Origin of the sequence: Roseomonas sp. OT10 (assembly GCF_020991085.1) — a bacterium.
In the GTDB taxonomy this organism is placed as follows: Bacteria; Pseudomonadota; Alphaproteobacteria; order Acetobacterales; family Acetobacteraceae; genus Roseomonas; species Roseomonas cutis.
In genome coordinates this window covers 4,199,629-4,224,235 of the sequence record NZ_CP087719.1, presented here as the reverse complement: position 1 = coordinate 4,224,235, position 24,607 = coordinate 4,199,629, and the positions used below count along the sequence as shown (strand labels likewise).

Sequence of the window (24,607 nt, the reverse complement as noted above, 5' to 3'; positions counted from 1 at the left end):
AAGCCTGGAGGCCGGACGGTGTGCCGGCTTCGGTTGCGACGTTGGCCTTCCTCTGCGGGTCGCGCCATGACGGGGGACCCCTGGTTGTCAGGGAAGTCCTGCCAGGCCCGAACGCCGCCGCCAGGTTTTTTCGGATACCCCCTCTCCGGCCAGTGGCGCACGGCCGCAGTCACCGAGCCTGTGCCTCGGTTCCGCCCGCCGTGGCAGGGCCCGCACGGCGGGTGTGTCCGCCCGCTGCCAGGACGCCAGATGCAGCCGATCCCCGTCTGCACCTGGCGGATTGGGGGCAGGGCTCGCTTTATCGCTCGGCCAGGGGCACGAAGGCCAGATCCTCCGGGCCGGTGTAGTTGGCGGTGGGGCGGATGATCTTGCCGTCGATGCGCTGCTCGATGACGTGCGCGCTCCAGCCCGAGGTGCGCGAGATGACGAAGAGCGGCGTGAACATCGCCGTCGGCACCCCCATCGCCGAGTAGGAAAGCGCCGAGAACCAGTCGAGATTCGCGAACATCTTCTTAGTCTCGGCCATCACCGTCTCGATCCGCTCGGCCACCGCGAATCGGTCCAGCGTGCCCTGCGCCTCGCAGAGCCGCTTCGCGACGCCCTTGATGACCACGTTGCGCGGGTCGGAGATGGTGTAGACGGGGTGGCCGAAGCCGATCACCACCTCCTTCGCTTCGACGCGGCGGCGGATGTCCGCCTCCGCCTCATCAGGCGTGGCGTAGCGGTCCTGGATCTCCTGCGCCACCTCGTTGGCGCCGCCATGCTTCGGCCCGCGCAGCGCGCCGATGCCGGCGGTGATGGCGGAGTACATGTCCGACCCCGTCCCTGCCACCACGCGGCAGGCGAAGGTGGAGGCGTTGAACTCGTGCTCGGCGTAGAGGATCAGCGAGGTGTGCATGGCGCGCACCCACTCCGCCGGTGCCGGCTTGCCGTGCAGCAGATGGAGGAAGTGGCCGCCGATGCTGTCGTCGTCCGTCTCCACCTCGATACGCTTGCCGTTGTGGGAGACGTGGTACCAGTACAGCAGCGCGGAGCCGAGTGAGGCCATTAGGCGGTCGGCGATGTCGCGCGCGCCGGGGTGGTTGTGGTCGTCCTTCTCCGGCAGGGCACAGCCCAGGGCGGAGACGGCGGTGCGCATCACGTCCATCGGATGCGTGGCGGCGGGCAGCGCCTCCAGCACCGTCCGCACCGTCTGCGGCAGGCCGCGCAGCGCCTTCAGCTTGCGCTTGTACCCCGCCAGCTCCGCGACCGTCGGCAGGTGGCCATGGACGAGGAGAAAGGCGATCTCCTCGAACTCCGCCGCCTCCGCCACGTCGAGGATGTCATAGCCGCGATAGTGCAGGTCGTTGCCCGTCCGCCCCACCGTGCAGAGCGCCGTGTTGCCCGCCGCCACCCCGGAGAGGGCGACGGATTTCTTGGGCTTGGGCGCGGCGATCGTCTCGCTCATGGACCCTCTCCCTCAGAGGCCGTGGTTGAAGATACCAGGCCGGGTGTTGGCGGCGAGCTGCCCCTTCGGCAGCGCCACGTTCAGGCCGAGCAGCTCGGCCGTCGTCAGCTCCGGCAGGCGCTGCACCAGGTCGAGGAAGCGGCGCGCTTCCGCCGGATCGATCAGCCCCTCGGTCAGCGTCTCGAACTTGCGGATGTAGTCGGGCCGGGTCCAGGGGGTGGCGCCCAGCGTGTGCGCGTTGGCCACCGCCAGCTCGTCCGTGATGACCGAGCCGTCCTTGAGGACGATCTCCACCTTGCCGCCGAAGGCCTTCACGTTGGGATCGCGCGAGTGGTAGCGCTCCGTCCACTTCGGGTCCTCGACGGTGCGGATCTTGTGCCACAGCCGCACCGTGTCCGGCCGCGCCGCGCGCTCGGGCGCGTAGGAGCGGACGTGGTGCCACGACCCGTCCTGCAACGCGACCGCCAGGATGTACATGATGGAATGGTCCAGCGTCTCGCGCGAGGCGGTCGGGTCCATCTTCTGCGGATCGTTGGCGCCGGTGCCGATGACGTAGTGGGTGTGGTGGCTGGTGTGGACCACGATCTCCTTTACGTCGTCCCAGTCCTTGACCTGCTTACCCATGCGGAAGGCGAGGTCGATCAGCGCCTGGGACTGGTACTCGGCCGAGTGCTCCTTGGTGTAGGTGTCGAGGATGGCGCGCTTCGCCTCCCCCGGCGCGGGCAGCGGCACGCGGTAATGCGCGTCCTTGCCATCCAGCATGCGGGCGATGACGCTGTCCTCGCCCTCGTAGATCGGGCTCGGCGCGCCCTCGCCCAGCATGGCGCGGTCCACCGCCTCGATCGCCAGCTTGCCCGCATGGCTCGGCGCGAAGGCCTTCCAGGAGCTGATCTCGCCCTTGCGGCTCTGGCGCGTGGCGGTGGTGACGTGCAGCGCCTGCTGCACCGCCTGGTAGATCACCTCCGTCTCCAGCCCCAGCAGCGTGCCGATGCCGGCCGCGGCCGAGGGGCCGAGATGGGCGACATGGTCGATCTTGTGCTCATGCAGGCAGATGGCGCGGACGAGGTTCACCTGGATCTCGTAGCCGGTGGCGAGGCCCCGGATCAGCGCCGCGCCGTCCCTGCCGCATTGCTGCGCCGCGGCCAGGATCGGCGGAATGTTGTCGCCGGGATGGGAGTAGTCCGCCGCCAGGAAGGTATCGTGGTAGTCCAGCTCGCGCACCGCCGTGCCGTTAGCCCAGGCGGCCCATTCGGCATGCACCCGCACCTCCGGCCCGCAGCCGAACACCGTCGCCCCGCCCGGCCGGGCATGGGCCAGCGCCTCCGCGCGGGCGGTCACCACCGGGTGGCGGTTGACCGAGGCGATCGCGACCGAGGCGTTGTCGATGATCCGGTTGATGATCATCTCCGTCACCTCCGCCTCGACCGCGACCGGGTCGGTGGCCACGGCGGCAATCTTCCAGGCCAGCTGGCCCTCGCGCGGGAGGCGCTCGGCCTCCGGATGCACCGTCACGTCGTGGATGATCATGGCCTGCTGGCGACTCCCGGATTTCCAGCCCGTCGGGCTTTTGCGAAGTTTGCCATGGCCACTGCCCCTGTCAGCCCCGGCCGAGGTATATTCATGCCATCGGCAGGCCCAAGACTGCGAAGATTGTGAAGAATCACCGGTCTACTCTCAAGGAACCCAAGGTCTTCGCTGGCGACCGGCTGCGCCGCCTGCGCCTCTCCCGCGGGCTCAGCCAGGCGGCGCTGGCGCGCAGCCTCGCGGTCTCGGCCAGCTATCTCAGCCAGATGGAGGCCGATCTCCGCCCCATGCCGCCCGCCCTGCGCATCCGCGCGGCCGAATGCCTGGGCGTTCCGGAGGGGTTGTTCGGCGACGGAGATGACGACCGGATAGCCGGCAGCCTGCGCGAGGCCACCGGCGATCCCCTCTTCGGCCGGGCCACCGTCTCCGCGGAGGAAGCCCGCGCGGCCATCCGGGCCGCACCCGAGGTGGCGGAGCGCTTCCTGGTGCTCTACCGGGCCTACCTGGCCCTGGACGAGCAGCATCAGGCCTTGCGCTCAAGGGCAGCCGCTTCTGGGGAGGAGTTCGCGGCGATCCCGCACTTCCCCTACGACGAGGTGCGGGACTGGGTGCAGGCCCACCGCAACCATTTCGACGAGCTGGATCAGGCGGCCGAAGCCCTCGCGGAGCGCATCGGCCGCCAGGGCCCCCCGACGCATGACGACCTGATCCGCCACCTGCGCGACGCGCATGGGATCGCCGTTGCCGACGATCCGGAGATGCTGTCCCAGGGCACGGTCTGGCGGCTGCAGCGCGCGGAGCGGCAACTGTGGCTGGCGCAGGAGGCTACGCCCGCCAGCCGGCTGTTCTGGATGGCGCATGTGATCGGCCTGCTGGAGCAGCGCGGCGCCATCCTGAGCCAGATCCGGGCGGCGCGGCTGGCCACCGGGGAGGCCCGCGCCCTGGCTCGGATCGGCCTCGCCAATTACTTCGCCGGCGCGCTGCTGATGCCCTACGAGCGCTTCCTGACCGAGGCGGAGCGGCTTCGCTATGACATCGAGCGCCTGCAGAGCCGATTCGGCACCAGCTTCGAGCAGGTCTGCCATAGGCTCAGCACCTTGCAGCGCGCCAGCCGGCCCGGCATCCCCTTCTTCCTGGTCAAGACGGACATCGCCGGCAACGTGCTGAAGCGGAGCAGCGCCACGCGCTTCCGCTTCGCCCGCTTCGGCGGCCCTTGCCCCCTGTGGAACGTCTACCGTGCGTTCACCCAGCCCGGCCGCGTCCTGGCGCAGGTGGCGCAGACGCCGGATGGCGTGGCCTATCTCAGCATCGCGCGCACGGTGGGGCGGGGCGGTGGCGCCTATCTCAGCCGGCCACGAAACGTCGCCGTCGTCATCGGCTGCGAGATCGACTACGCCCGGCAGACCGTCTACGCGGCCGGGCTGGACCTGGAGGACCGCCGCTTCTGGGACCAGATCGGGCCGGGCTGCCGCGCCTGCGAACGGACCACCTGCCGGCACCGCGCCGTGCCGCCGGCCGGCCAGACGATCGATGTCGGCAGCCTGGAGCGGGGAATGGTCCCATACCGCATCCGGGGCTGAACGGCTCCGGTCTCGCGCCTGTCAGTGCCTCCGGGCCCGTGCAGGGGAAGCGCCACCACGGCCGGCGAGGCCAGGCTCATACCGGCGGCTGGATGACCTGACCGGTCGCGCTGTGGTGTTCCGGCGGCGGGCCGGGAGGGGACGCCGTCCCCTCCCAGACCCTCCCCTGCCGGGGCCGCAAGCGGGCCCCGGTCCCCGCTGGGAGTCTGGCTCTCCGTGGTGAGCGTCAGCCTCCGGGCTGAATCCTGACGGAATGCGGACAGGCGGGACTCTGGAAAAGAGTTACAGGCGTCCGCGAGGGCGGTGGCCGTACCCGCCGAGGAGCATGGCTCCTCGGCGCCGTGACCCCGTCACAGACTGCCGCGCGGCAGCGCCGATCGGGTCCAGGGCCCGGAGGGTCCTGGCGGAGTGGGGGTACGGGGGCGAGGCAGCGCCTTGCCCCCGGGGAACGGGCACCCCGCCGGCACGGATCAACACATTCCGCCATCCGTATCAGGCCGTTTCGGGAACCCCTTGCAGGGACAGTTCCCTGGCCCGCAGGCAGGCCACTTGCCGACCTGGCAGAACCTCCTCCAGCGCCGGCACCTCCACCCGGCAACGGGCCTCGGCGTAGCGGCAACGCGGATGGAACGGGCAGCCGGGCGGCGGGTTGGCCGGGTCGGCGATCTCGCGCTCCAGGATGATGCGGGTGCTGACCGCGTCCGGGGTGGGGACGGGGGCGGCGGAGAGCAGGGCCTCGGTATAGGGGTGCAGCGGGCGGCCGAAGAGAGCCTCCGTCTCGCCCACCTCCACCAGCCGGCCGACATACATCACCGCCACGCGGTCGCTGACGTGCTTCACCACGCTGAGGTCGTGCGCGACGAAGAGATAGGTCAGGCCCAGCCGGTCCTGGAGGTCCAGCATCAGGTTCAGGATCTGCGCCTGCACGGAGACGTCGAGCGCGGAGACAGGCTCGTCCGCCACGATCAGGCTGGGGTTCAGGGCCAGGGCCCGGGCAATGCCGATGCGCTGGCGCTGGCCGCCGGAGAAGGCGTGCGGAAAGCGGTTGAAGGCGGCCGGCGGCAGGCTGACCATCTCCATCAGCTCCAGCACCCGCTTGCGGCGCTCGGCGCGGTCGCGCATCCCGTTGATCAGCAGCGGTTCGCCGATGATCTCGCCCACCACCATGCGCGGGTTCAGCGAGGCGTAGGGGTCCTGGAAGACCATCTGGATATGCCGGCGCAGCGGGCGCAGGCGGCGGCGCGACATTCCCGCCAGCTCGTGCGTGCGGCCGGCAACGGTGAAGCGGATGGAGCCCTGGCTGGGCGAGAGGGCGCGCAAGATGCAGCGGGAGACGGTGGTCTTGCCGCAGCCGCTCTCGCCGACCAGGGACAGCGTCTCGCCGCGCCGGATGGTCAGGTCCACCCCGTCCACCGCCTTGACCTGCCCGACCACGCAGCGGAGCAGCCCCTTGCGGATCGGGAAGTGCTTGCGCAGGCCGCGCACCTCCAGGACCGTCTCGGTTGCCGCAACGGCACCGGCGGGCATGCTTCCGTCCATCAGCGGTCGTCCATCACGAGGCGGCGGTCTCCACCTGGGCGCTTTCCAGGAAGCAGCGGACGTGCCCGCCATGCGCCAGCCCGGTCGCCGCCGGTTCCTCGCGGCGGCAGATGTCGCCCAGCCGTTCTGCGCAGCGCGGGTGATAGGGACAGCCGCCGGGCCGGTTAAAGGGATGCGGGATGGAGCCGGAGATGGTCGGCAGCCGGGTGCGCGGCTTCGCCTGCACGGTCGGGATCGAGCGCAGCAGCGCCCGCGTGTAGGGATGGCGGGGGGCGGCGAAGATGTCCCGCACCGGCCCGCTCTCCACGGCGCGGCCGAGATACATCACCGTCACGTCGTGCGCCATCTCCGCGATCACCCCCATGTCGTGGGTGATCAGGATGATGGCGAGGCCGCGCTTCTCCTGCAGGTCGCGCAGCAGGTCGAGCACCTGCGCCTGGGTGGTCACGTCCAGCGCCGTGGTGGGCTCGTCCGCGATCAGGATGCGCGGGTCGCAGGCAAGCGCCATGGCGATCATCACGCGCTGGCGCAGCCCGCCGCTGAGCTGGAAGGGGTACTCGTCCACCCGCCGCGCCGGGTAGGGCACGCCGACCATGTCGAGCAGCTCGATCGCGCGCGCCCGGGCCTGGCGCTTCGTCAGGCCCATGTGCAGCAGGATGGGCTCCATGATCTGGTTGCCCACCGTGTGGTACTGGCTGAAGCTCGCCATCGGCTCCTGGAAGACCAGCGCGATCTCCCGGCCGCGGACGTTGCGCATGGCGGCGCTGTCCGGCGGCAGCCCGGCCAGGTCCAGCTGGCTGCCATCCTCGCGCCGCAGCACCATGCTGCCGCGGACGACGCGGCCGGGACGCTCCACGATTCCCAGGATGGAGCGGGCGGTGACGCTCTTGCCGCAGCCGCTCTCCCCCACCACCCCAAGCGTCCGCCCGGCGAAGATGTCCAGGTCAACCCCATCCACGGCGCGGATGGTGCCCTCGGGGGCTGAGAAATGCGTCTCCAGCCCGCGGACGCGCAGGATCGGTTCCACCGTCATCGGCTCACCCATAGGGATCCGCCGCATCGCGCAGCCCGTCGCCCAGGAAGTTGAAGGCCAGGATGACCGTGATGACGGGCACGGCGGAGAGCAGCAGCCAGGGCGCCAGGGCCAGCGTCTGGATGTTCTGCGCGTCCTGCAGCAGGATGCCCCAGCTCACCGCCGGCGGCCGCAGCCCGAGGCCGAGGAAGCTCAGCGAGGTTTCGCTGATGATCATGGCGGGCAGGGCGAGGCTGACCGCCGCCACGATATGGCTCGCGAAGCTGGGCAGCATGTGGTGGAAGATGATGCGGGGGCGGGAGGCGCCGGCCAGCTCCGCCGCCATCACGAAATCCTCCTCCCGTAGCGCCAGGAACTTGCCGCGCACCACGCGGGCGAGGTCCGTCCAGGCGAGGAGGGAGATGATGATGGTGATGGCGAAGTAGACCCGCGTCACGCTCCAGCCGCTGGGCATGGCGGCGGCGAGGCCGAGCCAGAGCGGGATGGTGGGCATGGAGCGGATCACCTCGATCAGCCGCTGCACCACGAGGTCCACCCAGCCGCCGTAGATGGCGGAGATGCCGCCCAGGAACACGCCCAGCACCAGCGAGATCGTCACGCCCACCAGGCCGATCGTCAGCGAGACCTGGGTGGCGACCATCAGGCGCGACCACAGGTCGCGCCCGAGCAGGTCGGTGCCGAGCAGGAAGATGCCGTCGCCGCGCTGCGGGTTGCGCAGCCCCATCAGATGCAGATCGGTCTCGAAGCCCAGGAAATGGTAGCTGTAGCCGCGCACGAGGAAGTCGATATAGACCCTGCGGTTCGGGTCCGGCGTGTAGACGATCTTGAAGGTGCGTGGGTCGCGCACCCCCTTCAGCCCGAGGACGTGCGGTCGGAAGGCGCCGTCCTCGAAAAGGTGGATCGGCTGCGGCGCGATGTAGCTGGTCCGTGCGTCGGAGGCATGCGGATCGGTCGTGGCCAGGAAGTCGGCCAGCGCCGCGACGAGGTAGAACAGCACCACGACGACCAGGCTGACCATGGCCAGCTTGTGCCGGCGGAAGCGCCACCAGATCAGCTGGAGCTGGGTGGCCGTGGCGTAGCGTTCGGCGCGGTCGGCCTTCGGCACGCGGCGGCCGAGCAGGGCGGCGAGCATCGGCTCAGTCCATCTGATGGCGCAGGCGTGGATCGACCCACATCAGCACCAGGTCCGAGATGAAGGTTCCCACCACCGTGAGCACGCCCAGCAGCAGCACGATGGTGCCGGCCAGGAACATGTCCTGCGCCACCAGAGACTTCACCAGCAGGGGCCCGACCGTGGGCAGGCCGAGCACGATGGAGACGATGACGCTGCCCGAGACGAGGTAGGGGAAGAGGTAGGCGATGTTGCTGGCGAAGGGGTTCAGCGCGGCGCGGACGGGATACTTCAGGATCACGCGCTTCTCCGGCAGGCCCTTGGCGCGGGCGGTGACGACGTAGGGCCGCCGCAGCTCGTCCAGCAGGTTGGCGCGCATGATGCGGATCAGCTGGGCCGTGCCGCCCAGGGCCAGGATCAGCGCCGGCAGCGGCAGGTGCTTGATGAGGTCCCAGACCCGCCCCAGGCTCCAGGGGGCCAGCGCGTACTCGGCCGAGAACAGGCCGCCGACATTCGCCCCGAACCAGCGGAAGGCGAAGTACATGATGATCAGGGCCAGCAGGAAGTTCGGCACGGCGATGCCGATGAAGCCGACCAGGGTGAAGGCGTAGTCGCCCCAGGAATACTGGCGCACGGCGGAATAGATGCCGATCGGCAGGGCCAGCGCCCAGGTCAGCACCAGCGCCGCGATGGAGAGCAGGAGCGTCAGCCAGATGCGGTCGCCGATCACCTCCACCACCGGGCGGCGCCATTCCATGCTCTCGCCGAAATCGCCCGTGACGACCCGGCTGATCCACTTGAAGTACTGCACGTAGAAGGGTTGCCCGAGCCCGTAGAGGCGGCGCATCGCCTCCGCCTCCTCGGCGGACACCGAGCTGCCCGAGGCGGCCAGCTGGGCGATGTAGGCATCCACGAAATCGCCCGGCGGAAGCTGGATGATGGCGAAGGACAGGATGGAGATCAGCCACATCGTCAGCAGGCCAAGCAGGAGGCGGCGCGCGAGGAAGGCGATCATGGGGTCTGGCGGGCCTCTGGCATCGGGCGGCGTGCCGCACCCGGGCGGAGGCGCTGCCTCCCCCCGGCATTCCTTGCGCCGGGGGCAGGGCCTGCCCCCCGGCGACGCGGCGCAGGCCTCACGCCTTGAAGAACCAGGTTTCCGGGTGTGAGCTGCCCGGCGTGCGGCAGTGCTGGGCGATGCAGGCACGCTCGGGGATGTTGCCCAGCTTGCGGCTGATCAGCCGCACGCCCTGGGAGGCGGGCGACTGCCCGCAGATGCCGATGGCCAGCTGCTGGTCGACGATGATCTTCCAGATCTCCTGCGCCGTCCTGTTCCGCTCCTCCCGCTGCTGGCCCGGCGCCGCGCGGAAGAGGTCGTAGATGCGCAGGATGTTCGGGTCCGTCGGCTTCGTCCCCTGGGTGCCGTTGGAGGCGAACCAGCGGCAGTACTCGATGCCGAGATAGGGCTCCGTCGGGTCCACCGGAATGGAGTGGCGCGGGAAGAGGTAGATGAGCTCCGAGCCGCCGTTCTGCCAGATGTGGATGTGGTGCTCGTTGGCCATGGTGCGCTGGAGGGCGAGGTTCCGCTCGAACTCCTTCACCTCGGTGAAGATGCCGGCCTTGCGCCAGTGCTGGGCGATCATCTCCGCATGCTGCGGCCAGGGCAGCAGCGAGTTCACGGCCTGGATCTGGATCACCAGCCTCTGGCCGTTGTCGGTGCGCAGGCGGAAGCCCTCGCGGTCCTTGCGGGTCAGTCCGATCGAGTCCAGCAGCCTGTTGGCGGCCGTCAGGTCCAGGGTGGACCACTTCGTCCGCCACTCCGTGCCCGGGCTCTCCGGCAGGCTCTCATTGGGGATGACCGAGCCGGGCGTGCCGAGGCCGAGCCAGAAGGTCTCGTTCATCTGCTCGCGGTCCACCGCCATGGAGAGGGCGCGGCGGAAATCGGCGTTCTTCAGCCACTTCGCCACCTCGGCATCGGCGGTGTAGCTGTGGTTGATCAGCAGCACCGTGTCCGACCCGTTGAAGGCGAGGTCGAGGTGCACGTCGTAGTTGCCGCGGTCGCGGTTCTCCAGGATGACCGGCAGCTTCAGCAGGTTGATGTGCCGTTCCTGCGCGTCGAACTCGCCGGCCATGGCGCGGAGGTTCACCACCTCCAGATCCTCGGCCAGCGTCATGGCGATCTGGTCGATGTAGGGAAGCTGGTTGCCCTCGGTATCCACCGCCCAGTAGTAGGGGTTGCGCTGCAGCACCCAGTTCGGCGTGTTGATCGGCCGCACGGTGTTCCACGGGCCGATGGTCGGCAGATCCGGGTTCAGCTGCCAGTCCTTCTTGACGTGCAGCATGCGGACCCAGGTCTCGAAGCCCGCCTCCTTGGCGCGGCGGTTCGCCTCCGCCTCGGAGGAGTACTTGGGCAGGAACTGCTTCAGGTAGTGCGCGGGAGAATAGGCGCCGTAGCTGAAGGTCTGGGCCTGGCGCACCGACTGCCCGCCCCCCAGCAGCGTGTCGCCGGCCAGGATGTCGAGCAGCAGGTAGTAGGGCACGTCGAACTGGAACTGGACCGTCGTCTCGTCGATCTTCACCACCCGGCCCGGCTTGCCGCCCGGCGACATGTCGGCGATCGGGGTGGGGACGATGTCCTTGTTGCTGTAGATGTCCTCGAACCAGAAGACGAAGTCATCGGCGGTGAAGGGCTGGCCGCTGGACCACTTCATCCCCTTGCGCAGGAAGAGCGTGGTGGTCTTCCCGTCCGCGCTCATCTCGTAGCCCTTGGCCACGGAGGGGACGATCCGGCTGCCGGTCGGATCCCAGAACAGCAGCTTGTCGGAGGCGTTGATGCGGTTGCCGTTCTCGCCGTCGGAAGGGCCGATGAAGCCGCGTCGCCAGGTGCCGCCGTAGCGGCCGGTGGCCTGCAGCGGCTTGATGACCAGCGGCTCGCTGGGCACGCGCTGTTCCACCGGCGGCAGCTTGCCCTGGCGCACCAGCTCGGCCAGCTGCGGCGCCTCCTTGAAGCGGGCGGGCACCTGCTCGGCGTGGCTGGGTCCCTGCAGGGTTCCGACCAGGCCGGATTCGGTGAACTGGCTGCTGACCGTCTGGGCCAGTGCCCGGGATGCGGGCAGCCCGGCGGCCGTAACGCCCGCAGCGGCCAGGACGCGACGACGAGTCGTCTCCATGGTCTCCCCCCACAAGTTATCGTTAACAACGATCCTAGGACGAAGACGGAGACGCCCGCAATCAGCAGGTGGCGTCCTTGCCCTCCGTTCCGAAGATCATCAGGCGCAGGCCGGAATCCGTCTCCACCGCCTCGGCCGGGCAGTAGTGGAATTGCAGCGCCCGGCGCCGGTCGGGGGAGTCGTTGGCCGGGGTGCCGTGCGGCAGCAGCCCATCGAAGAACATCGCATCCCCCGGTTGCAGCGGGAAGGCGACGGAGCGCTGGCCCAGCATCTCCGTGTCGCAGATCTGGAAGTCGCGCCGCTTCCAATGCAGGCGCGGACCCTGGTGGTGCCCGCGATCCAGCGCGTGCATGCAGCCGTTCCGCAGCGTCGCCGGGTCGAGCGCGATCCACACGCCGAGGAAGCGCGTCTCCAGCGGGAAGTCGAAGAAGGCATGGTCCTGGTGCCACGGCTTCTCGCGCCCGATGCGCGGCGGCTTCAGCAGTGCCATGTCCTGGAACATCCGCAGCGGGCCGCAGCCCAGCAGGTTGCGGATGACCGCCTGCATGGCGGGGTGTTCCACCAGCCGTGCCATCCGCGCCTCGTGCCCGGCGAAGCGGAACAGCTTGCGGACGGCATCCGCGCGCTCGTCCGCCGTCATCGCCGCGAGGCGGGGGCGGGCGGCCTTCTCGTAGATGATACCGCGGAAGCCGGGGACACGGCCATGCGCCAGGTCGTCCGTGGCCTGGCGGGCCTCGGCCAGCTCCTCCGGGGTCAGCAGCCCGGCCACCGCCAGCCAGCCATGCTCCTGGTAGTGGCGCCGCGCCTCCGGGCCGGCAGCCTGGGCGAGGGGGATGCGCTCGGCCAGCGTCGCCGCCTCGTAGAGAGCGGGCGGGTGCGCGCCCCCCGCCTCGGCATCGAACAGGATGCCGTCAACGGACGCCTGGTCGGCCATGGTCGTACCCTCCCGTTGCCGAACCATGGCGCCATCGGCATGGCATCGGCAACAGGTTACGCAGGGTCTCCCGCGCTACCCGTGCGGGGAGGCCTCCCCGTCGGGCCCTCCCTCCGGGGCGATGACGAGCAGCCGCCCGTGACGGACGCCCCGCTCGGCCGAGACGGCCTCGGCGAAGCGCCGCACCCGGGCCGCATCCCCCTTCAGGACGGCCAGCTCCATGCAGGTGTCGTGGTCCAGGTGAACGTGCATGGTGGCGACCGACAGGTCGTGGTGATCGTGGAAGGTGCCGGTCAGGCGGTCGGGCAGGTCCCGCCGGTGATGGTCGTAGACATAGGCCAGCACCGCCGCGCAGTGCCCTTCCGCCGGACCCTGCCCCGCGCGCTCGCGCAGGCCCGCCCTGGCGAGGTCGCGCAGCGCCTCGGAGCGGTTGCTGTACCCGAGGGCGTCGACCTCCCGCAGCAACTCGTCGTCGAGGGTGATGGTGATCCGCTGCATCCGGTCCCTCCGGTTCGGCCGCCGCTGGACAGGGTGGCCGGCTGATTGATAGGACGATTGGCAGAAAACATCATACCCGGCGGCTTCGACGGCCGGCTTGGAGCCTGCCATGCTGCGCCGCACCCTGCTCTCCGCCGCCGCCGGCCTTCCCGCCCTGGCCGGGCCGGCGCGCCGGGCGCGGGCAGCGGCGCGGCGGCTGACCTTCTCCTGGGCGACCCAGGCGGGGCCGTTGCATCCGCATCTCTACTCGCCGAACCAGATGTATGCCCAGGCCATGCTCTACGAGCCGCTGGTCCGCTACGTCGAGGGCGGCGAGGTGGCGCCGGCCCTGGCCGTGTCCTGGCGCCCGGAGGAGAAGGGCCGCGCCTGGGTCTTCGCCCTGCGGCCCGGGGTGCGCTTCTCCGACGGCACGCCCTTCGACGCGGCCGCCGTGGTGGCGAACGTCCGCGCGGTGCTGGCCAACCGCGACCGGCACGCCTGGCTAGAGCTGGTGGCGCAGATCGAGGGGGCGGAGGCGATCGTCCCCGGCACGGTCCGCCTCCGGCTGCGCGGTCCCTACTACCCCACCCTGATGGAGCTGTCGCTGATCCGGCCGCTGCGCTTCGCCTCGCCGGCGGCGCTGCGGCCGGATGGCGGCCTGGCTGCGCCGATCGGCACCGGCCCCTGGCGGCTGGCGGAGACGGTGCGGGGGCAGCACGACCTGTTCCGCCGCAACGACGCCTACTGGGGCGGCCGGCCGGCGCTGGAGGAGGTGCTGGTGCGCGTGCTCGGGGATGCGAATACCCGTGCCCTGGCGCTGGAGACGGGCGAGATCGACCTGGCCTACGGCACCGACCAGCTCGACGCCGACACCTTCCGCCGCTTCGCTGCCGACCGGCGTTTCCGCACCGCCGTCTCGCCGCCGCTCGCCACGCGGCTGCTGGCGGTGAATTCCGGGCGCTTCCCCACCGACGACCTCGCCGTGCGCCAGGCCATCGCCGCGGCGGTGGACCGCGCCGCGCTGGTGCGCCACGTGCTGCTGGACACCGAGCCGGCGGCGGAGACGCTCTTCGCGGAGAATTTCCCCTACACCGGCCTCGGCCTGCGGGCGCCCGGCTTCGATCGGGCGGCCGCCGCGGCCCGGCTGGAGGCCGCGGGCTGGCGCCTGCCCCCCGGCGGCCGGGTGCGGGCGAGGGGCGGGCGTGAGCTGGCGCTGGATCTGTGCTTCGTCGGCACGGACGCGCTGCAGAAAGCCCTGGCCGAGGCGGTTCAGGGCGACCTGGCCCGCATCGGCATCGCCGCGCGGCTGCGGGGGGAGGACGAGGGCACCATGCTCGGCCGGCAGAAGAGCGGCGAGTTCGGCATGATCTTCGCGGACAGCTGGGGGGCCCCCTACGACCCGCACGCCTTCCTGGGCTCCATGCGCCAGCCTGCCCATGCCGACTACCAGGCGCAGAGCGGCCTGCCGATGAAGGCGGAGATCGACCGCCGGATCGGCGCGGTGCTGGTCTCCACCGATGAGGCGGAGCGGGCGGCGGAGTACCGCTGGCTGCTGACCACGCTGCACGAGCAGGCCGTGTACGTCCCCATCTCCTTCCTGACCAACAAGCTGGTCCATCGCGCCGCCCTCGGCACGGTGCCGTTCGGCGACACGCGCTACGAGATCCCCTTCGACCGCATCGGCTGGTCCGGCTGAACGCCCGTGGCCGCCTTCGCCCTGCGCCGGCTGCTCTCGCTGCTGCCGCTGCTGCTCCTCGCCTCCTTCGCCTTCTTCGCCATGCTGCGGCTGGGGCGCGGCGACCCCGCGCTGGACTACCTGCGCCTCGCGCAGATCCCGCCCACCGACGCGGCGCTGGCCGCGGCACGGGCGGAGCTGGGGCTCGACCGGCCGCTGCTGGCGCAGTACGGGGCCTGGCTGGGCGGGGCACTGCGGGGCGACCTCGGCCTCTCCTGGTTCACCCGGCAGCCGGTCGCCGAGGAGATCGCGCGCACCCTGCCGGCCACGTTGCAGCTCGCGGGCGCCGCCATGCTGCTCGTGCTGGCCTTCGGCGTCCCGCTGGGGATCTGGGCGGCGCTGCGGCGCGACCGCTGGCCCGACCACCTGACCCGGGCCATCGCCTTCCTCGGCGTCTCCGTGCCGAACTTCTGGCTGGGCTTCCTGCTGGTGCTGCTCTTCGCCGTGACGCTGGGCTGGCTGCCGGCCATGGGGCGGGACGGGCCGGGGAGCCTCCTGCTCCCCGCCCTGGCCACGGCCGCCATGTCCGCCTGCGTCATGCTGCGCCTGACCCGGGCCGCCATGCTGGGGGCGCTGGGCGAGCCGCATCTGCGCTTCGCCCGCGCCCGTGGCCTGCCCCGGCGGACGATCCTGGGGCGGCATGTCGTGCTGAACGCCCTGGTGCCGCCGCTGACCGCGATGGGGCTGCACCTCGGCGAGCTGATCGGGGGCGCGATGGTGGTGGAGAGCGTCTTCGGCTGGCCGGGGCTGGGACGCTGGGCCCTGCTGGCGATCGGCAACCGCGACTACCCGGCTTTGCAGGGCTTCGTAATCGTGCTGATGCTGGTCTTCGTGCTGGGCAACCTGCTGGTCGATTGCGCCTACGCCTGGCTCGACCCGCGGATCCGGCTGGAGCGGGGGGCGTGAGGCGCCTCCTGCTCCCGGCGGCGGCGGCGCTGGTGGCGCTGCTCCTCGCCGCGGCGCTGCTGGCGCCCTGGATCGCGCCCTACGACCCCACGGCGACGGCGCTGCCGCACCGGCTGCTGCCGCCCTCGGCGGAGCACTGGCTGGGGACGGACCACCTGGGGCGCGACCTGCTCTCCCGCCTGCTCTGGGGGGCGCGGGCGTCCCTGGCCTCGGTCGCCGCGATCCTGGCGCTGGTGCTCGCGATCGGCTGCGCGGTGGGCACGGCCGCGGGGATGCTGGGCGGCGTGGCGGATGCGGTGCTGATGCGGCTCTGCGACGCCTTCATGACCGTGCCGACCCTGGTGCTGGCGCTGTTCATGATCGGCGCGCTGGGGACGGGGCTGACGAATGTCGTCATCGCGATCGCCCTGTCGCACTGGGCCTGGTACGCCCGGCTGGTGCGTGGGTTGACCCTGTCCCTGCGCGCGCGCGACCACATCGCCGCGGCGCGCCTCGCCGGCCTGTCGCGCCTGGCCATCGTGCGCCGCCATGTGCTGCCGGTGGTGGCGGGGCAGCTCGCGGTGCTGGCCAGCCTGGACCTCGGGCACTGGATGCTGCACGTCGCCGGGCTATCCTTCCTGGGTCTCGGCCTGGCGGCGCCGGCGCCGGAATGGGGCATCATGATCAACGACGCGCGCCCGTTCTTCCGCGTGGCGCCGATGCTGGTGCTGCTGCCCGGGGCGGCGATCCTGCTGACCGTGATGGCCTTCAACCTGCTGGGCGACGGCCTGCGCGACCGGCTGGACCCGGCGCTGCGGGAGCAGGCGCACTGATGGCGCGGCAGCTCTCCCTGTCCGGGCTGGTGCTGGAAGCGGGCGGCCGCCGCCTGGTGGATGGCGTGTCGCTGGAACTGGCGCGCGGCCGGGTCCTGGGCCTGGTCGGCACCAGCGGCGGCGGCAAGAGCCTGACCACCCTGGCCCTGCCGGATCTGCTGCCGCCCGGGGTGCGCCGCCTCGCGGGCACGGTCGCGCTGGACGGCCGGGTGCTGGATCCGGCCGGGCAGGCCGCCCTGCGCGGCGCGGTGCTGGGCTTCGTGCAGCAGGCGCCGCGGGCGGGCTTCAATCCGCTGGTCACGCTGGGGCGCCATTTCCGCGAGACCCTGGCCTGCGACGGGGTGCGGGGGCGGGGGGCGGAGGCGCGGACGCTCGCCCTGCTGCGCGAGGTCGGCTTCGAGCGGCCGGAGGCGCTGCCGCCGCTCTACCCCTCGCAGATGTCCGGCGGGATGCTGCAGCGGGCGATGCTGGCCCTGGCCCTGTGCCGCGACCCGGATTTCCTGCTGGCCGACGAGCCCACCACCGACCTCGACCTGGCGGTGCAGGCGCGCATCCTGGATCTGCTGGAGTCGCTGGTGGCGCGACGGGGGATCGGGCTGCTGCTGGTCACCCACGACCTCTCGGTGGCCGCGCGCCTGGCCGACGAGGTGGCCGTGATGGCGGAAGGCCGCATCGTCGAGCGGCAGCCGGTCCAGGCCTTGTTCGACGCGCCGCGGCACCCCCGCACGCAGGCGCTGCTGGCGGCGCATTTCGCCCTCCATGGCGAGGCGCCCTGCCCCGGCCCGTGCATCCCGGAGCCGGCGTGAGCCTGCTGCTCGCCCGTGGCCTGTGCCACGCCTACCGCCAGGGCGGCCTGTTCGGCGCGGGGCGGCGCCAGCCGGTGCTCGAGGATGCGTCGCTGGAGATCGGCGCGGGCGAATGCGTGGCCCTGCTGGGGCCCACCGGATCGGGCAAGAGCACGCTCGGCCGCCTGCTGCTGGGGCTGGAGGCGCCCGATGCCGGCGAGGTGCGGTTCGAGGGCGTCCCGCTGCTCGGCCGCCGCGGCCGCGTCGCCCCGGCCGCGCGGCGCGCGCTGCAGGCCGTCTTCCAGGACCCGCACGGCGCCACGAGCCCGCGCCTGACCGGCTTCGACGTGGTGGCGGAGCCGCTGCTGGCCGAGCGCCTGCCGCGCGCCATCCTGCGCGACAGGGTGGCGGCGCTGCTGGACGAGGTGGGGCTGGACGGCACGGTCATGGACCGGCTGGCGCACCGGCTGAGCGGCGGGCAGTTGCAGCGCCTCTGCATCGCCCGCGCCCTGGCGCCGTCGCCGCGCCTCGTGGTGCTGGACGAGGCGGTGAGCAGCCTGGACCTGGAAACCCAGGCGCGGGTGATGGCGCTGCTGCGCGCTCTGCGCCAGCGCGGTGGCGTGGCCTACCTGTTCATCACCCACGACCTGCGGCTGCTGCGCGGCTTCGCCGACCGCTGCTACGTGTTGCAGGACCGCCGCACGGTCGAGGTGCGCGACCCCTTCGGGGCGGCATCGGTGCCGCCGGCGCTGGCGGCCCTGCGCGACGCGCTCCTGCCGGCCCGTCCCGCACGGCGCGTCTGCTCCGCCTGACCCAGAGGCGGCCTCTTGCCGGCCATTCGCCGTTCCGGCGTGGTAGCCGTGGCCCGGGGGCAAGGCTCTGCCTCGCCCCCGTACCCCCACTCCGCCAGGACCCTGCGGGCCCTGGACCCGAAGGGCGCTGCCGCGGGACAGCCTGCAACGGGGTCAAGGCGCCGAGGAGCCATGCTCCTCGGCGGGTACGGCTGCGTCATTCACTGACGCCTTCTGGATTTCTTCTGGAGTCCCGCCTGTCCGCGCTCCGTCAGGGTTCAGCCCGGAGGCTGACGGCAGCAGCCAGCACCAAACTCGCAGCGGGGACCGGGGCCCGCTTGTGGCCCCGGCAGGGGAGGGTCTGGGAGGGGACGGCGTCCCCTCCCGGTCCGACGCCGGAACACGACGGTACGACCGATCCGGTCATCCCGCCGTCGGGATCAGGCCGCCGTGGCGCGCAGGGCCTGCGCCGCAGCCACCATGTTGGCGATGGCCGGTCGCACCTCCTCCCATTGCCGGGTCTTCAGCCCGCAATCCGGATTGACCCAGAGTCGGTCGGCGGGGATGCGCTGCGCCGCGATGTCCAGCAGGCGCCGCATTTCCTCGGTGGAGGGGACGCGCGGGGAGTGGATATCCCAGACGCCCGGACCGATCTCGTTCGGGTAGTCGAACGCCGCGAAGGCGGCGAGGAGTTCCATGCGCGAGCGCGCCGTCTCGATCGAGATCACGTCGGCATCCATCGCCGCGATGGATTCGATGATGTCGTTGAACTCCGAGTAGCACATGTGGGTGTGGATCTGCGTCTCGTCCCGCACGGCGGAGGCGGTGATGCGGAAACACTCCACCGCGTCGCGCAGGTAGGCGTCGCGGTCCGCGTGGCGCAGCGGCAGGCCCTCCCGGATGGCCGGCTCGTCGATCTGCACCGCGGCGATGCCGGCGGCTTCCAGGTCGGCCACCTCGTCGCGCAGCGCATAGGCGATCTGGCGGCGCACGGTCGCGGCGGGGATGTCGTCGCGCACGAAGGCCCACTGCATCATCGTGACCGGGCCGGTCAGCATCCCCTTCACCGGGCGCGCGGTCAGCGACTGCGCGAAGGCGCTCCAGCGCACCGTCATCGGGCCGGGGCGGGAGACGTCGCCATAGATCACCGGCGGCTTCACGCAGCGCGAGCCGTAGGACTGCACCCAGCCGTTCCTCGTGAAGGCGTAGCCGTCCAAGAACTCGGCAAAGTGCTCCACCATGTCGTTCCGCTCGAACTCGCCGTGCACCAGCATGTCGAGCCCGGCCTCCTCCTGCCAACGCACGGCGGCTTCCGTCCGGGCGGCGATGAAGGCGTCGTACTCCTCCACGGTGCTGGCCCTGCGCTTCAGCGCGGCGCGCGCGGCCCGGATTTCGGCGGTCTGGGGAAAGGAGCCGATGGTGGTGGTGGGGAAGCGCGGCAGGCCGAGCCGCGCATGCTGGGCCGCCTGCCGTGCCGGGAAGGCCGAGGCGCGCCGCGCATCGGCCGCCGTCCCCGCGGCCAGCCGCGCCGCGACCCTCGGGTCGTGCAGCCGGGCGGAGGCGCGCCGCTGCGCCTGGCGCGAATCGCTCTCCGCGATCGCGGCGGCGATGACGCCGGGGCCCTCGTACAGCCCGCGGGCGAGGATCGCCACCTCTTCCAGCTTCTGCCGCGCGAAGCTCATCCAGCCGCGCAGCTCGGGATCGAGGGAGGTCTCGGTCTCCAGATCCACGGGGACGTGCAGCAGGGAGCAGGAGGGGGCGACCAGGACCGCTTCCGGACGCCGGGCGGCCGTGGCCTGGCGCAGCAGGGCGAGGGCATGGGACAGGTCGCTGCGCCAGATGTTGCGCCCGTCCACCACGCCCAGCGAAAGCGCCATGCGGGCGGGCGCGCCCTTCAGCGCCGGCGCCAACTGCTCCGGGGCGCGGACGAGGTCGAGGTGCAGCCCGGAGACCGGCAGGCGCAGCGCCGTGTCGAGGTTGTCGCGCAGCCCGCCGAAATAGGTGGCGACCAGCAGGGAGAGCGAAGGTGCCGCGGCGGCCAGCCCCGCATAGGCCGTGGCATAGGCGGCGCGGGCGGCATCGGGCAGGTCGAGCACCAGGCACGGCTCGTCCACCTGTACCTGGCGCGCGCCCTCGCGCTCCAGCCGGCGCAGCGTCTCGGCATAGGCGGGCAGCAGGCCGGGCAGGAGGTCAAGCGGGTCGCCCGCGCCCTCGGCCATCTTGCCCAGGAGAAGGAAGGAGACGGGGCCGAGCAGCACCGGCCGGGCCTCGAAGCCCGCGTCCCGCGCCTCGCGGAACGCGTCCACGGCGGGGAAGCCGGTCGGTGCGAACTCCTGTCCGCGGGCGAAGACCGGCACCAGGTAGTGGTAGTTGGTGTCGAACCACTTCGTCATCTCCAGCGCCGGCACGCCCGCCCCGGACATGCCGCCATGATCGTGCCCGGGGCAGCAGGCCGGCGTGGCCGTGCCGCGCCCGCCGCGCGCCAGGGCGAAATAGGTGTCGAGCGACACGGCCTCGCCCGGTCGCCAGCCATAGCCGGGCGGGATGGCGCCCATGGCGCAGGCGGTGTCGAGCACGTGGTCGTAGAAGGAGAAGTCGTTGCACGGGACCAGGCCGATCCCCGCCTCCTTCTGCAGCGCCCAGTGCCGGTGGCGCAGCCCGGCGGCGGCGGCGCGCAGCCCCGCCTCGTCCAGCGTGCCGGACCAGTGCTGCTCCAGCGCCGTCTTCAGCTCGCGGTGCCGGCCGATCCTGGGGAAGCCGAGGTTGGTTCCCGTGGGGGAGAAGCGCATGCGTCATGTCCTCGCCCGGGTTCACCCCGCCCCGGGCCGTTGGGGGTGCCTCGCGCCGGCAGGTCTCCTGGCTTGCGGGTCATGGCCGCGCGGTCCCGCCTTCCCGGGGCACGAGGCTCCCAGTGGCGCGCGCCCCCCCGCCGCCATGGCGGGAGAAGGACGCGGGTGGACCGCCGGCTCGCCGCCGACAGTTGCGGGGGCAGCCGCCGACTGGGCCGGGTCTCCCCGGCCGCACGGCGTTCCCTCTTGCGCCCGCTCGCGCGGGACCAACGCAATATAAGGATATCTTTATCTGTAGTGGGCAGGCAAGCGCCTCATTCGGGTACGAGGCCGTAGGGAATGGCGTCCTCCCAGACCATGACCGCCCCCATCCAGCCCATGTACGCATCCGTCCCCTTGTTCGGCGCGTCGCCCTTCACGAACAGCTTTTCCGTCCAGGTCTTGATCTCCGCCTCCTTGTCCCCCTGCCACCAGGGGTCGATGAAGCGGATCAGCTCGCGGCTGGCGCCGATGACCACGACGTTGTGGCCGTAGTCATGCCACTTGCCTGCCACCCAGACGGGGCTGACGGTGCAGAAGGAGGCGAAGCTGGCCGCGCTCCAGGAGGTGCCCGTCCCCCAGGGCCGCATCCCCAGTGCCTTGGCCGCCTTCATGTAGTCGCGCGTCTTCAGCCCCGTCTCGCAGGCATCCGTCCACAGCACGCCCGCCCCCTCCAGGGCCGGGCGTATCTCGGCCGGGTCGCGGTTCTTCCAGGCGAACATCATCCGGAAGCAGGTCAGCCAGCAGGTCGTCGCCGTGTCCTGCGGCAGTGGCTTCATGTTCTTCATCGGAACGCTGACCATCGGGCTGCTCATGCGCCGCTCCTTGTCGACGGCGCCATTCTGCGCCTGTCCCGCCAGGGCTCTCCCTTCGAATGGAGGGCTTGCCCGCGAACGGATGGGCGGGCGGCGCGTCCGGACGGCACCTCTTCCCGGGGCGGGGCCGCTTCCGGCCGGTCGCGATCCGGTCTAACCCCGGAACCCCGCAGCGGAGACACCGAGCCATGGCATCCTTCGACCTGATCCTGCGCGGCGGCACGCTGGTCCTGCCCTGGGGGGAGGAGGCGGCCGATGTCGGGGTGCGTGACGGCCGCATCGCCGCCCTCGGCGACCTGCGCCAGGCGGACGCGGCCGAGGTGATCGACTGCGCCGGGCTGCATGTCCTGCCCGGGCTGATCGACCCCCATGTCCACCTGCGCGACCCCGGCGACCCGGCGGTGGAGACCATCGAGACGGGCACCCGGGCCGCCATCCTGGGCGGGCTGACGGCGGTGTTCGACATGCCCAACACCACCCCCCCCGTGACCAGCCGAGCCGCGCTGGACACCAAGCGCGCCTACGTCGCCGGCCGCGCCTGGTGCGACATGGGCCTCTATGTCGGGGCCGCGAAGTCGAACATCGCCGCCCTGGCCGAGCTGGAGGTGCAGCCCGGCGTCTGCGCCGTGAAGGTCTTCGCCGGCTCCTCCACCGGCGACCTGCTGGTCGAGGACGATGCCTCGCTGGAAGCGGTGATGCGCTCCGGCCGGCGCCGCATCGCCTACCACTCCGAGGACGAGTACCGGCTGCAGGAGCGCAAGCCGCTCTTTGCCGCGGGTGGGCCCTTCGCCCTGCATGCCGAGTGGCGCGACGTCGAATGCGCCTTCCTCGGCACCCGCCGTCTCATGGCGCTGTCCCGGCGCACCGGCCGGCCCGCCCATATCCTGCACGTCAGCACCGCCGAGGAGCTGGACTACGTGAAGGACTACCGCGACCTTGCCACGGTCGAGCTGCTGGTGAACCACCTGACCCAGGTGGCGCCGGATGCCTATGACCGGCTGGGCGGCTATGCGGTGATGAACCCGCCGATCCGCGACGCGCGCCACATGGAGGCGGCCTGGGCCGCCGTGCGCGACGGCACGGTGGACTGCATCGGCTCCGACCACGCGCCGCATCCCCGTGCCGCGAAGGAGCGCCCCTGGCCGGCCACGGCCGCTGGCCTGACCGGGGTGCAGACCCTGGTGCCGATCATGCTGGACCATGTCGCGGCCGGTCGCCTGTCGCTGGCCCGCCTGGTGGACCTGATGTGCGCCGGTCCCGCGCGCGTCTACGGCGTCACCGGGAAGGGGCGGATCGCGGCCGGCTACGACGCCGACTTCACCCTCGTGGACCTGAAGCGCCGCCGCACCATCGAGGAGAGCTGGATCGTCTCGCCCTGCGGTTGGACCCCCTTCGCCGGCATGACCTGCACGGGCTGGCCCGTTGCCACCATCCTGCGCGGCCAGGCAGCGATGCGCGAGGACGAGGTGCTCGGCACGCCGCGCGGCGTGCCGGTGCGGTTCCTCGACACCCTCGCGCACTAGGCACGGAGCGGCCGCCGCGACGCCTCGGGGGCCGGTCCTGCGCCCTGCCGCGTCAGCCGGCCTGCCAGAGCCGGGCCGAAGCCGCGAAGAGGCCCGTGGCCCGTGCCGCCGGAGACGGCCCCTGGTGGCAGGCAGCGTCACCGGCGCGCGCGGCCGTGTCGTACGCGCGGCGCGATGTGCTGGGCCGTGCCGGCGTTGTGCCCGTGGCCCGGGGGCAAGGCTCCGCCTCGCCCCCGTACCCCCACTCCGCCAGGACCCTGCGGGCCCTGGACCCGATCGGCGCTGCCGCGGGACAGCCTGATACGGGGTCAAGGCGCCGAGGAGCCATGCTCCTCGGCGGGACCGGCCGCAGCATTCGCTGAAGCCCTCTGAAAGCTTTCTTCAGAGTCCCGCCTGTCCGCGCGCCGTCAGGGATCAGCCCGCAGGCTGACGGCAGCCATGAAGCACCAAACTCCCAGCGGGGACCGGGGCCCGCTTGTGGCCCCGGCAGGGGAGGGTCTGGGAGGGGACGGCGTCCCCTCCCGGTGCCGACGCCGGAACACCGCAGCACGCCGGGTCGGGTCATCCCGCCGTTGGGATCATTCCACGGTGATGCCGCGGGAACGGATCACCTCGCCCCACTTGCCACTCTCGGCGGCGAGATAGGCGGGGAACTCCTCCGGCGTGCCGACGGTCGGGAAGTTGGAGGCCTGGCGCAGGCGCTCCAGCACGTTGGCGTCCTTCATGGTGGAGACGAGCGCGGCGTGCAGCTTGCGCACGATCGGCTCCGGCGTGCCGGCCGGGGCCAGGAGGGCGAACTGCGAGGAGCACTCGAAGCCCGGCAGGCCCGATTCCGCGATGGTCGGGATGCTCGGCACCAGCGGGTTGCGCTCCTTGGAGGAGACGCCGATGGCGTTGACCGACTTCGCCTCGATCAGCGGCAGGGCGGTGACGGCGTCGACAAAAGCCATCTGCACCTCGCCCGAGAGCAGCGCCGAGACCGCCGGCGCGCCGCCGCGGTAGGTGACGTTCAGCACGTCGATATCGGCCATCTTCAGGAACAGCTCGGTCGCCAGATGGGCGGAGGAGCCGGCGCCGGAGGAGGCATAGCTGAGCTTGCCCGGCTGCTTCTTCGCCATGGCGATCAGCCCGGCCACGTCCGTCACCCCGAGCTGCGGGCGGACGCAGAGGAAGATCGGCGTCTCGGCGATGCGGCCGATCGGGGTGAAGCTCTTCGCGTCGTCGTACCCCTTCTGCGGGAAGAGGTGCGTCGCCATGGCATAGGTGCTGTTGACGCCCAGCAGCAGGGTGTAGCCGTCCGGACGGGCGCGGGCGACATAGACGTGGCCGATGGTGCCGGAGGCGCCGGCGCGGTTCTCCACCACCACCTGCTGCCCCAGATCCTGCGACATGCGCTGCGCCAGCAGGCGGGCGACGAAGTCGGTGGAGCCGCCGGGTGCCCAGGCGACGACCAGCGTGACGGGGCGGTTGGGATAATCCGTGCCCTGGGCGGCAGCGGGACGCAGGCCAAGCGCGGGCAGGGTGCCGAGGCCAAGCAGGGTGGTGGCGAACTGGCGACGGGTGGTCATGGGTGCATCTCCTCCTGATGTTTCGTTGGCGC

The 24,607-nt window shown here is 71.6% G+C and carries 19 protein-coding genes and 1 riboswitch; of the genes, 7 read left to right on the top strand and 12 right to left on the bottom strand.

What is annotated here, in order from left to right; all coding sequences use genetic code 11:
• Nucleotides 1–298: 298 nt before the first annotated feature.
• The gene (gene prpC / locus LPC08_RS19185) at nt 299–1,447 is read right to left on the bottom strand and encodes a bifunctional 2-methylcitrate synthase/citrate synthase (protein WP_230449838.1); all 1,149 of its coding nucleotides are present in this window, start codon (nt 1,445–1,447) and stop codon (nt 299–301) included.
• Between the two features lie 12 nt (nt 1,448–1,459).
• Nucleotides 1,460–2,974, bottom strand: coding sequence for an MmgE/PrpD family protein (locus LPC08_RS19180; RefSeq protein WP_230449837.1), 1,515 nt, complete (start codon nt 2,972–2,974; stop codon nt 1,460–1,462).
• Between the two features lie 125 nt (nt 2,975–3,099).
• On the opposite strand from LPC08_RS19180, the gene LPC08_RS19175 reads away from it, so the two are divergent.
• Entirely contained in the window at nt 3,100–4,551 is a 1,452-nt protein-coding gene (locus tag LPC08_RS19175) for a helix-turn-helix domain-containing protein (protein WP_230449836.1), read from the top strand.
• A 492-nt stretch (nt 4,552–5,043) separates the two neighbouring features.
• Here the strand turns inward: LPC08_RS19175 and LPC08_RS19170 are convergent, their stop codons facing one another.
• The 7 genes from LPC08_RS19170 to nikR form a co-directional block, all read right to left on the bottom strand.
• Nucleotides 5,044–6,090 (bottom strand): ABC transporter ATP-binding protein, encoded by a 1,047-nt coding sequence (locus LPC08_RS19170; RefSeq protein WP_230449835.1) that lies wholly within the window; start codon nt 6,088–6,090, stop codon nt 5,044–5,046.
• A 13-nt stretch (nt 6,091–6,103) separates the two neighbouring features.
• The gene (locus tag LPC08_RS19165) at nt 6,104–7,135 is read right to left on the bottom strand and encodes an ABC transporter ATP-binding protein (RefSeq protein ID WP_230449834.1); all 1,032 of its coding nucleotides are present in this window, start codon (nt 7,133–7,135) and stop codon (nt 6,104–6,106) included.
• Nucleotides 7,128–8,255: an ABC transporter permease gene (locus LPC08_RS19160; protein WP_230449833.1), complete on the bottom strand. Its 1,128-nt coding sequence runs from the start codon at nt 8,253–8,255 to the stop codon at nt 7,128–7,130. Before LPC08_RS19160 ends, LPC08_RS19165 begins: the two co-directional genes overlap by 8 nt.
• Nucleotides 8,256–8,259: 4 nt before the next feature.
• Nucleotides 8,260–9,249, bottom strand: coding sequence for an ABC transporter permease (locus LPC08_RS19155; protein ID WP_230449832.1), 990 nt, complete (start codon nt 9,247–9,249; stop codon nt 8,260–8,262).
• Between the two features lie 118 nt (nt 9,250–9,367).
• On the bottom strand, nt 9,368–11,401 hold the full coding sequence (locus tag LPC08_RS19150; RefSeq protein ID WP_230449831.1) for an ABC transporter substrate-binding protein: 2,034 nt from the start codon (nt 11,399–11,401) through the stop codon (nt 9,368–9,370).
• Between the two features lie 61 nt (nt 11,402–11,462).
• Nucleotides 11,463–12,335, bottom strand: coding sequence for a phytanoyl-CoA dioxygenase family protein (locus LPC08_RS19145; RefSeq protein ID WP_230449830.1), 873 nt, complete (start codon nt 12,333–12,335; stop codon nt 11,463–11,465).
• Between the two features lie 75 nt (nt 12,336–12,410).
• Nucleotides 12,411–12,833 carry a nickel-responsive transcriptional regulator NikR gene (nikR, locus tag LPC08_RS19140; protein WP_230449829.1) on the bottom strand — a complete coding sequence of 141 codons (423 nt, stop codon included), beginning with the start codon at nt 12,831–12,833 and terminating at the stop codon, nt 12,411–12,413.
• A 109-nt stretch (nt 12,834–12,942) separates the two neighbouring features.
• On the opposite strand from nikR, the gene nikA reads away from it, so the two are divergent.
• From nikA to LPC08_RS19115, 5 genes are read left to right on the top strand one after another with little or no spacing between them, the layout of a single operon-like run.
• Nucleotides 12,943–14,508, top strand: coding sequence for a nickel ABC transporter substrate-binding protein (gene nikA / locus LPC08_RS19135; protein WP_230449828.1), 1,566 nt, complete (start codon nt 12,943–12,945; stop codon nt 14,506–14,508).
• Between the two features lie 6 nt (nt 14,509–14,514).
• Nucleotides 14,515–15,453, top strand: a complete 939-nt coding sequence (locus tag LPC08_RS19130) for an ABC transporter permease subunit (protein ID WP_230449827.1) — start codon at nt 14,515–14,517, stop codon at nt 15,451–15,453.
• Nucleotides 15,450–16,265: a nickel ABC transporter permease subunit NikC gene (nikC, locus tag LPC08_RS19125; RefSeq protein ID WP_230449826.1), complete on the top strand. Its 816-nt coding sequence runs from the start codon at nt 15,450–15,452 to the stop codon at nt 16,263–16,265. Before LPC08_RS19130 ends, nikC begins: the two co-directional genes overlap by 4 nt.
• Complete coding sequence (locus tag LPC08_RS19120) at nt 16,265–17,071, top strand: ATP-binding cassette domain-containing protein (RefSeq protein ID WP_230449825.1); 807 nt, start codon at nt 16,265–16,267, stop codon at nt 17,069–17,071. Before nikC ends, LPC08_RS19120 begins: the two co-directional genes overlap by 1 nt.
• A complete protein-coding gene (locus LPC08_RS19115; protein ID WP_230449824.1) occupies nt 17,068–17,862 on the top strand; it encodes an ABC transporter ATP-binding protein in 795 nt (264 codons plus the stop codon). Before LPC08_RS19120 ends, LPC08_RS19115 begins: the two co-directional genes overlap by 4 nt.
• A gap of 419 nt (nt 17,863–18,281) precedes the next feature.
• Here the strand turns inward: LPC08_RS19115 and metE are convergent, their stop codons facing one another.
• Both metE and LPC08_RS19105 read right to left on the bottom strand, forming a co-directional pair.
• On the bottom strand, nt 18,282–20,630 hold the full coding sequence (gene metE, locus LPC08_RS19110) for a 5-methyltetrahydropteroyltriglutamate--homocysteine S-methyltransferase (protein ID WP_230449823.1): 2,349 nt from the start codon (nt 20,628–20,630) through the stop codon (nt 18,282–18,284).
• A gap of 40 nt (nt 20,631–20,670) precedes the next feature.
• A riboswitch (cobalamin riboswitch) is annotated at nt 20,671–20,916 on the bottom strand.
• Between the two features lie 28 nt (nt 20,917–20,944).
• Entirely contained in the window at nt 20,945–21,484 is a 540-nt protein-coding gene (locus tag LPC08_RS19105) for a papain-like cysteine protease family protein (RefSeq protein WP_230449822.1), read from the bottom strand.
• 188 nt (nt 21,485–21,672) lie between these two features.
• Here LPC08_RS19105 and LPC08_RS19100 point away from each other — a divergent pair, with 188 nt between their 5' ends.
• The gene (locus LPC08_RS19100) at nt 21,673–23,007 is read left to right on the top strand and encodes a dihydroorotase (RefSeq protein ID WP_230449821.1); all 1,335 of its coding nucleotides are present in this window, start codon (nt 21,673–21,675) and stop codon (nt 23,005–23,007) included.
• 578 nt (nt 23,008–23,585) lie between these two features.
• On the opposite strand, the gene LPC08_RS19095 is transcribed toward LPC08_RS19100, so the two are convergent.
• Nucleotides 23,586–24,575, bottom strand: coding sequence for a Bug family tripartite tricarboxylate transporter substrate binding protein (locus LPC08_RS19095; protein WP_230449820.1), 990 nt, complete (start codon nt 24,573–24,575; stop codon nt 23,586–23,588).
• Nucleotides 24,576–24,607 lie beyond the last annotated feature (32 nt).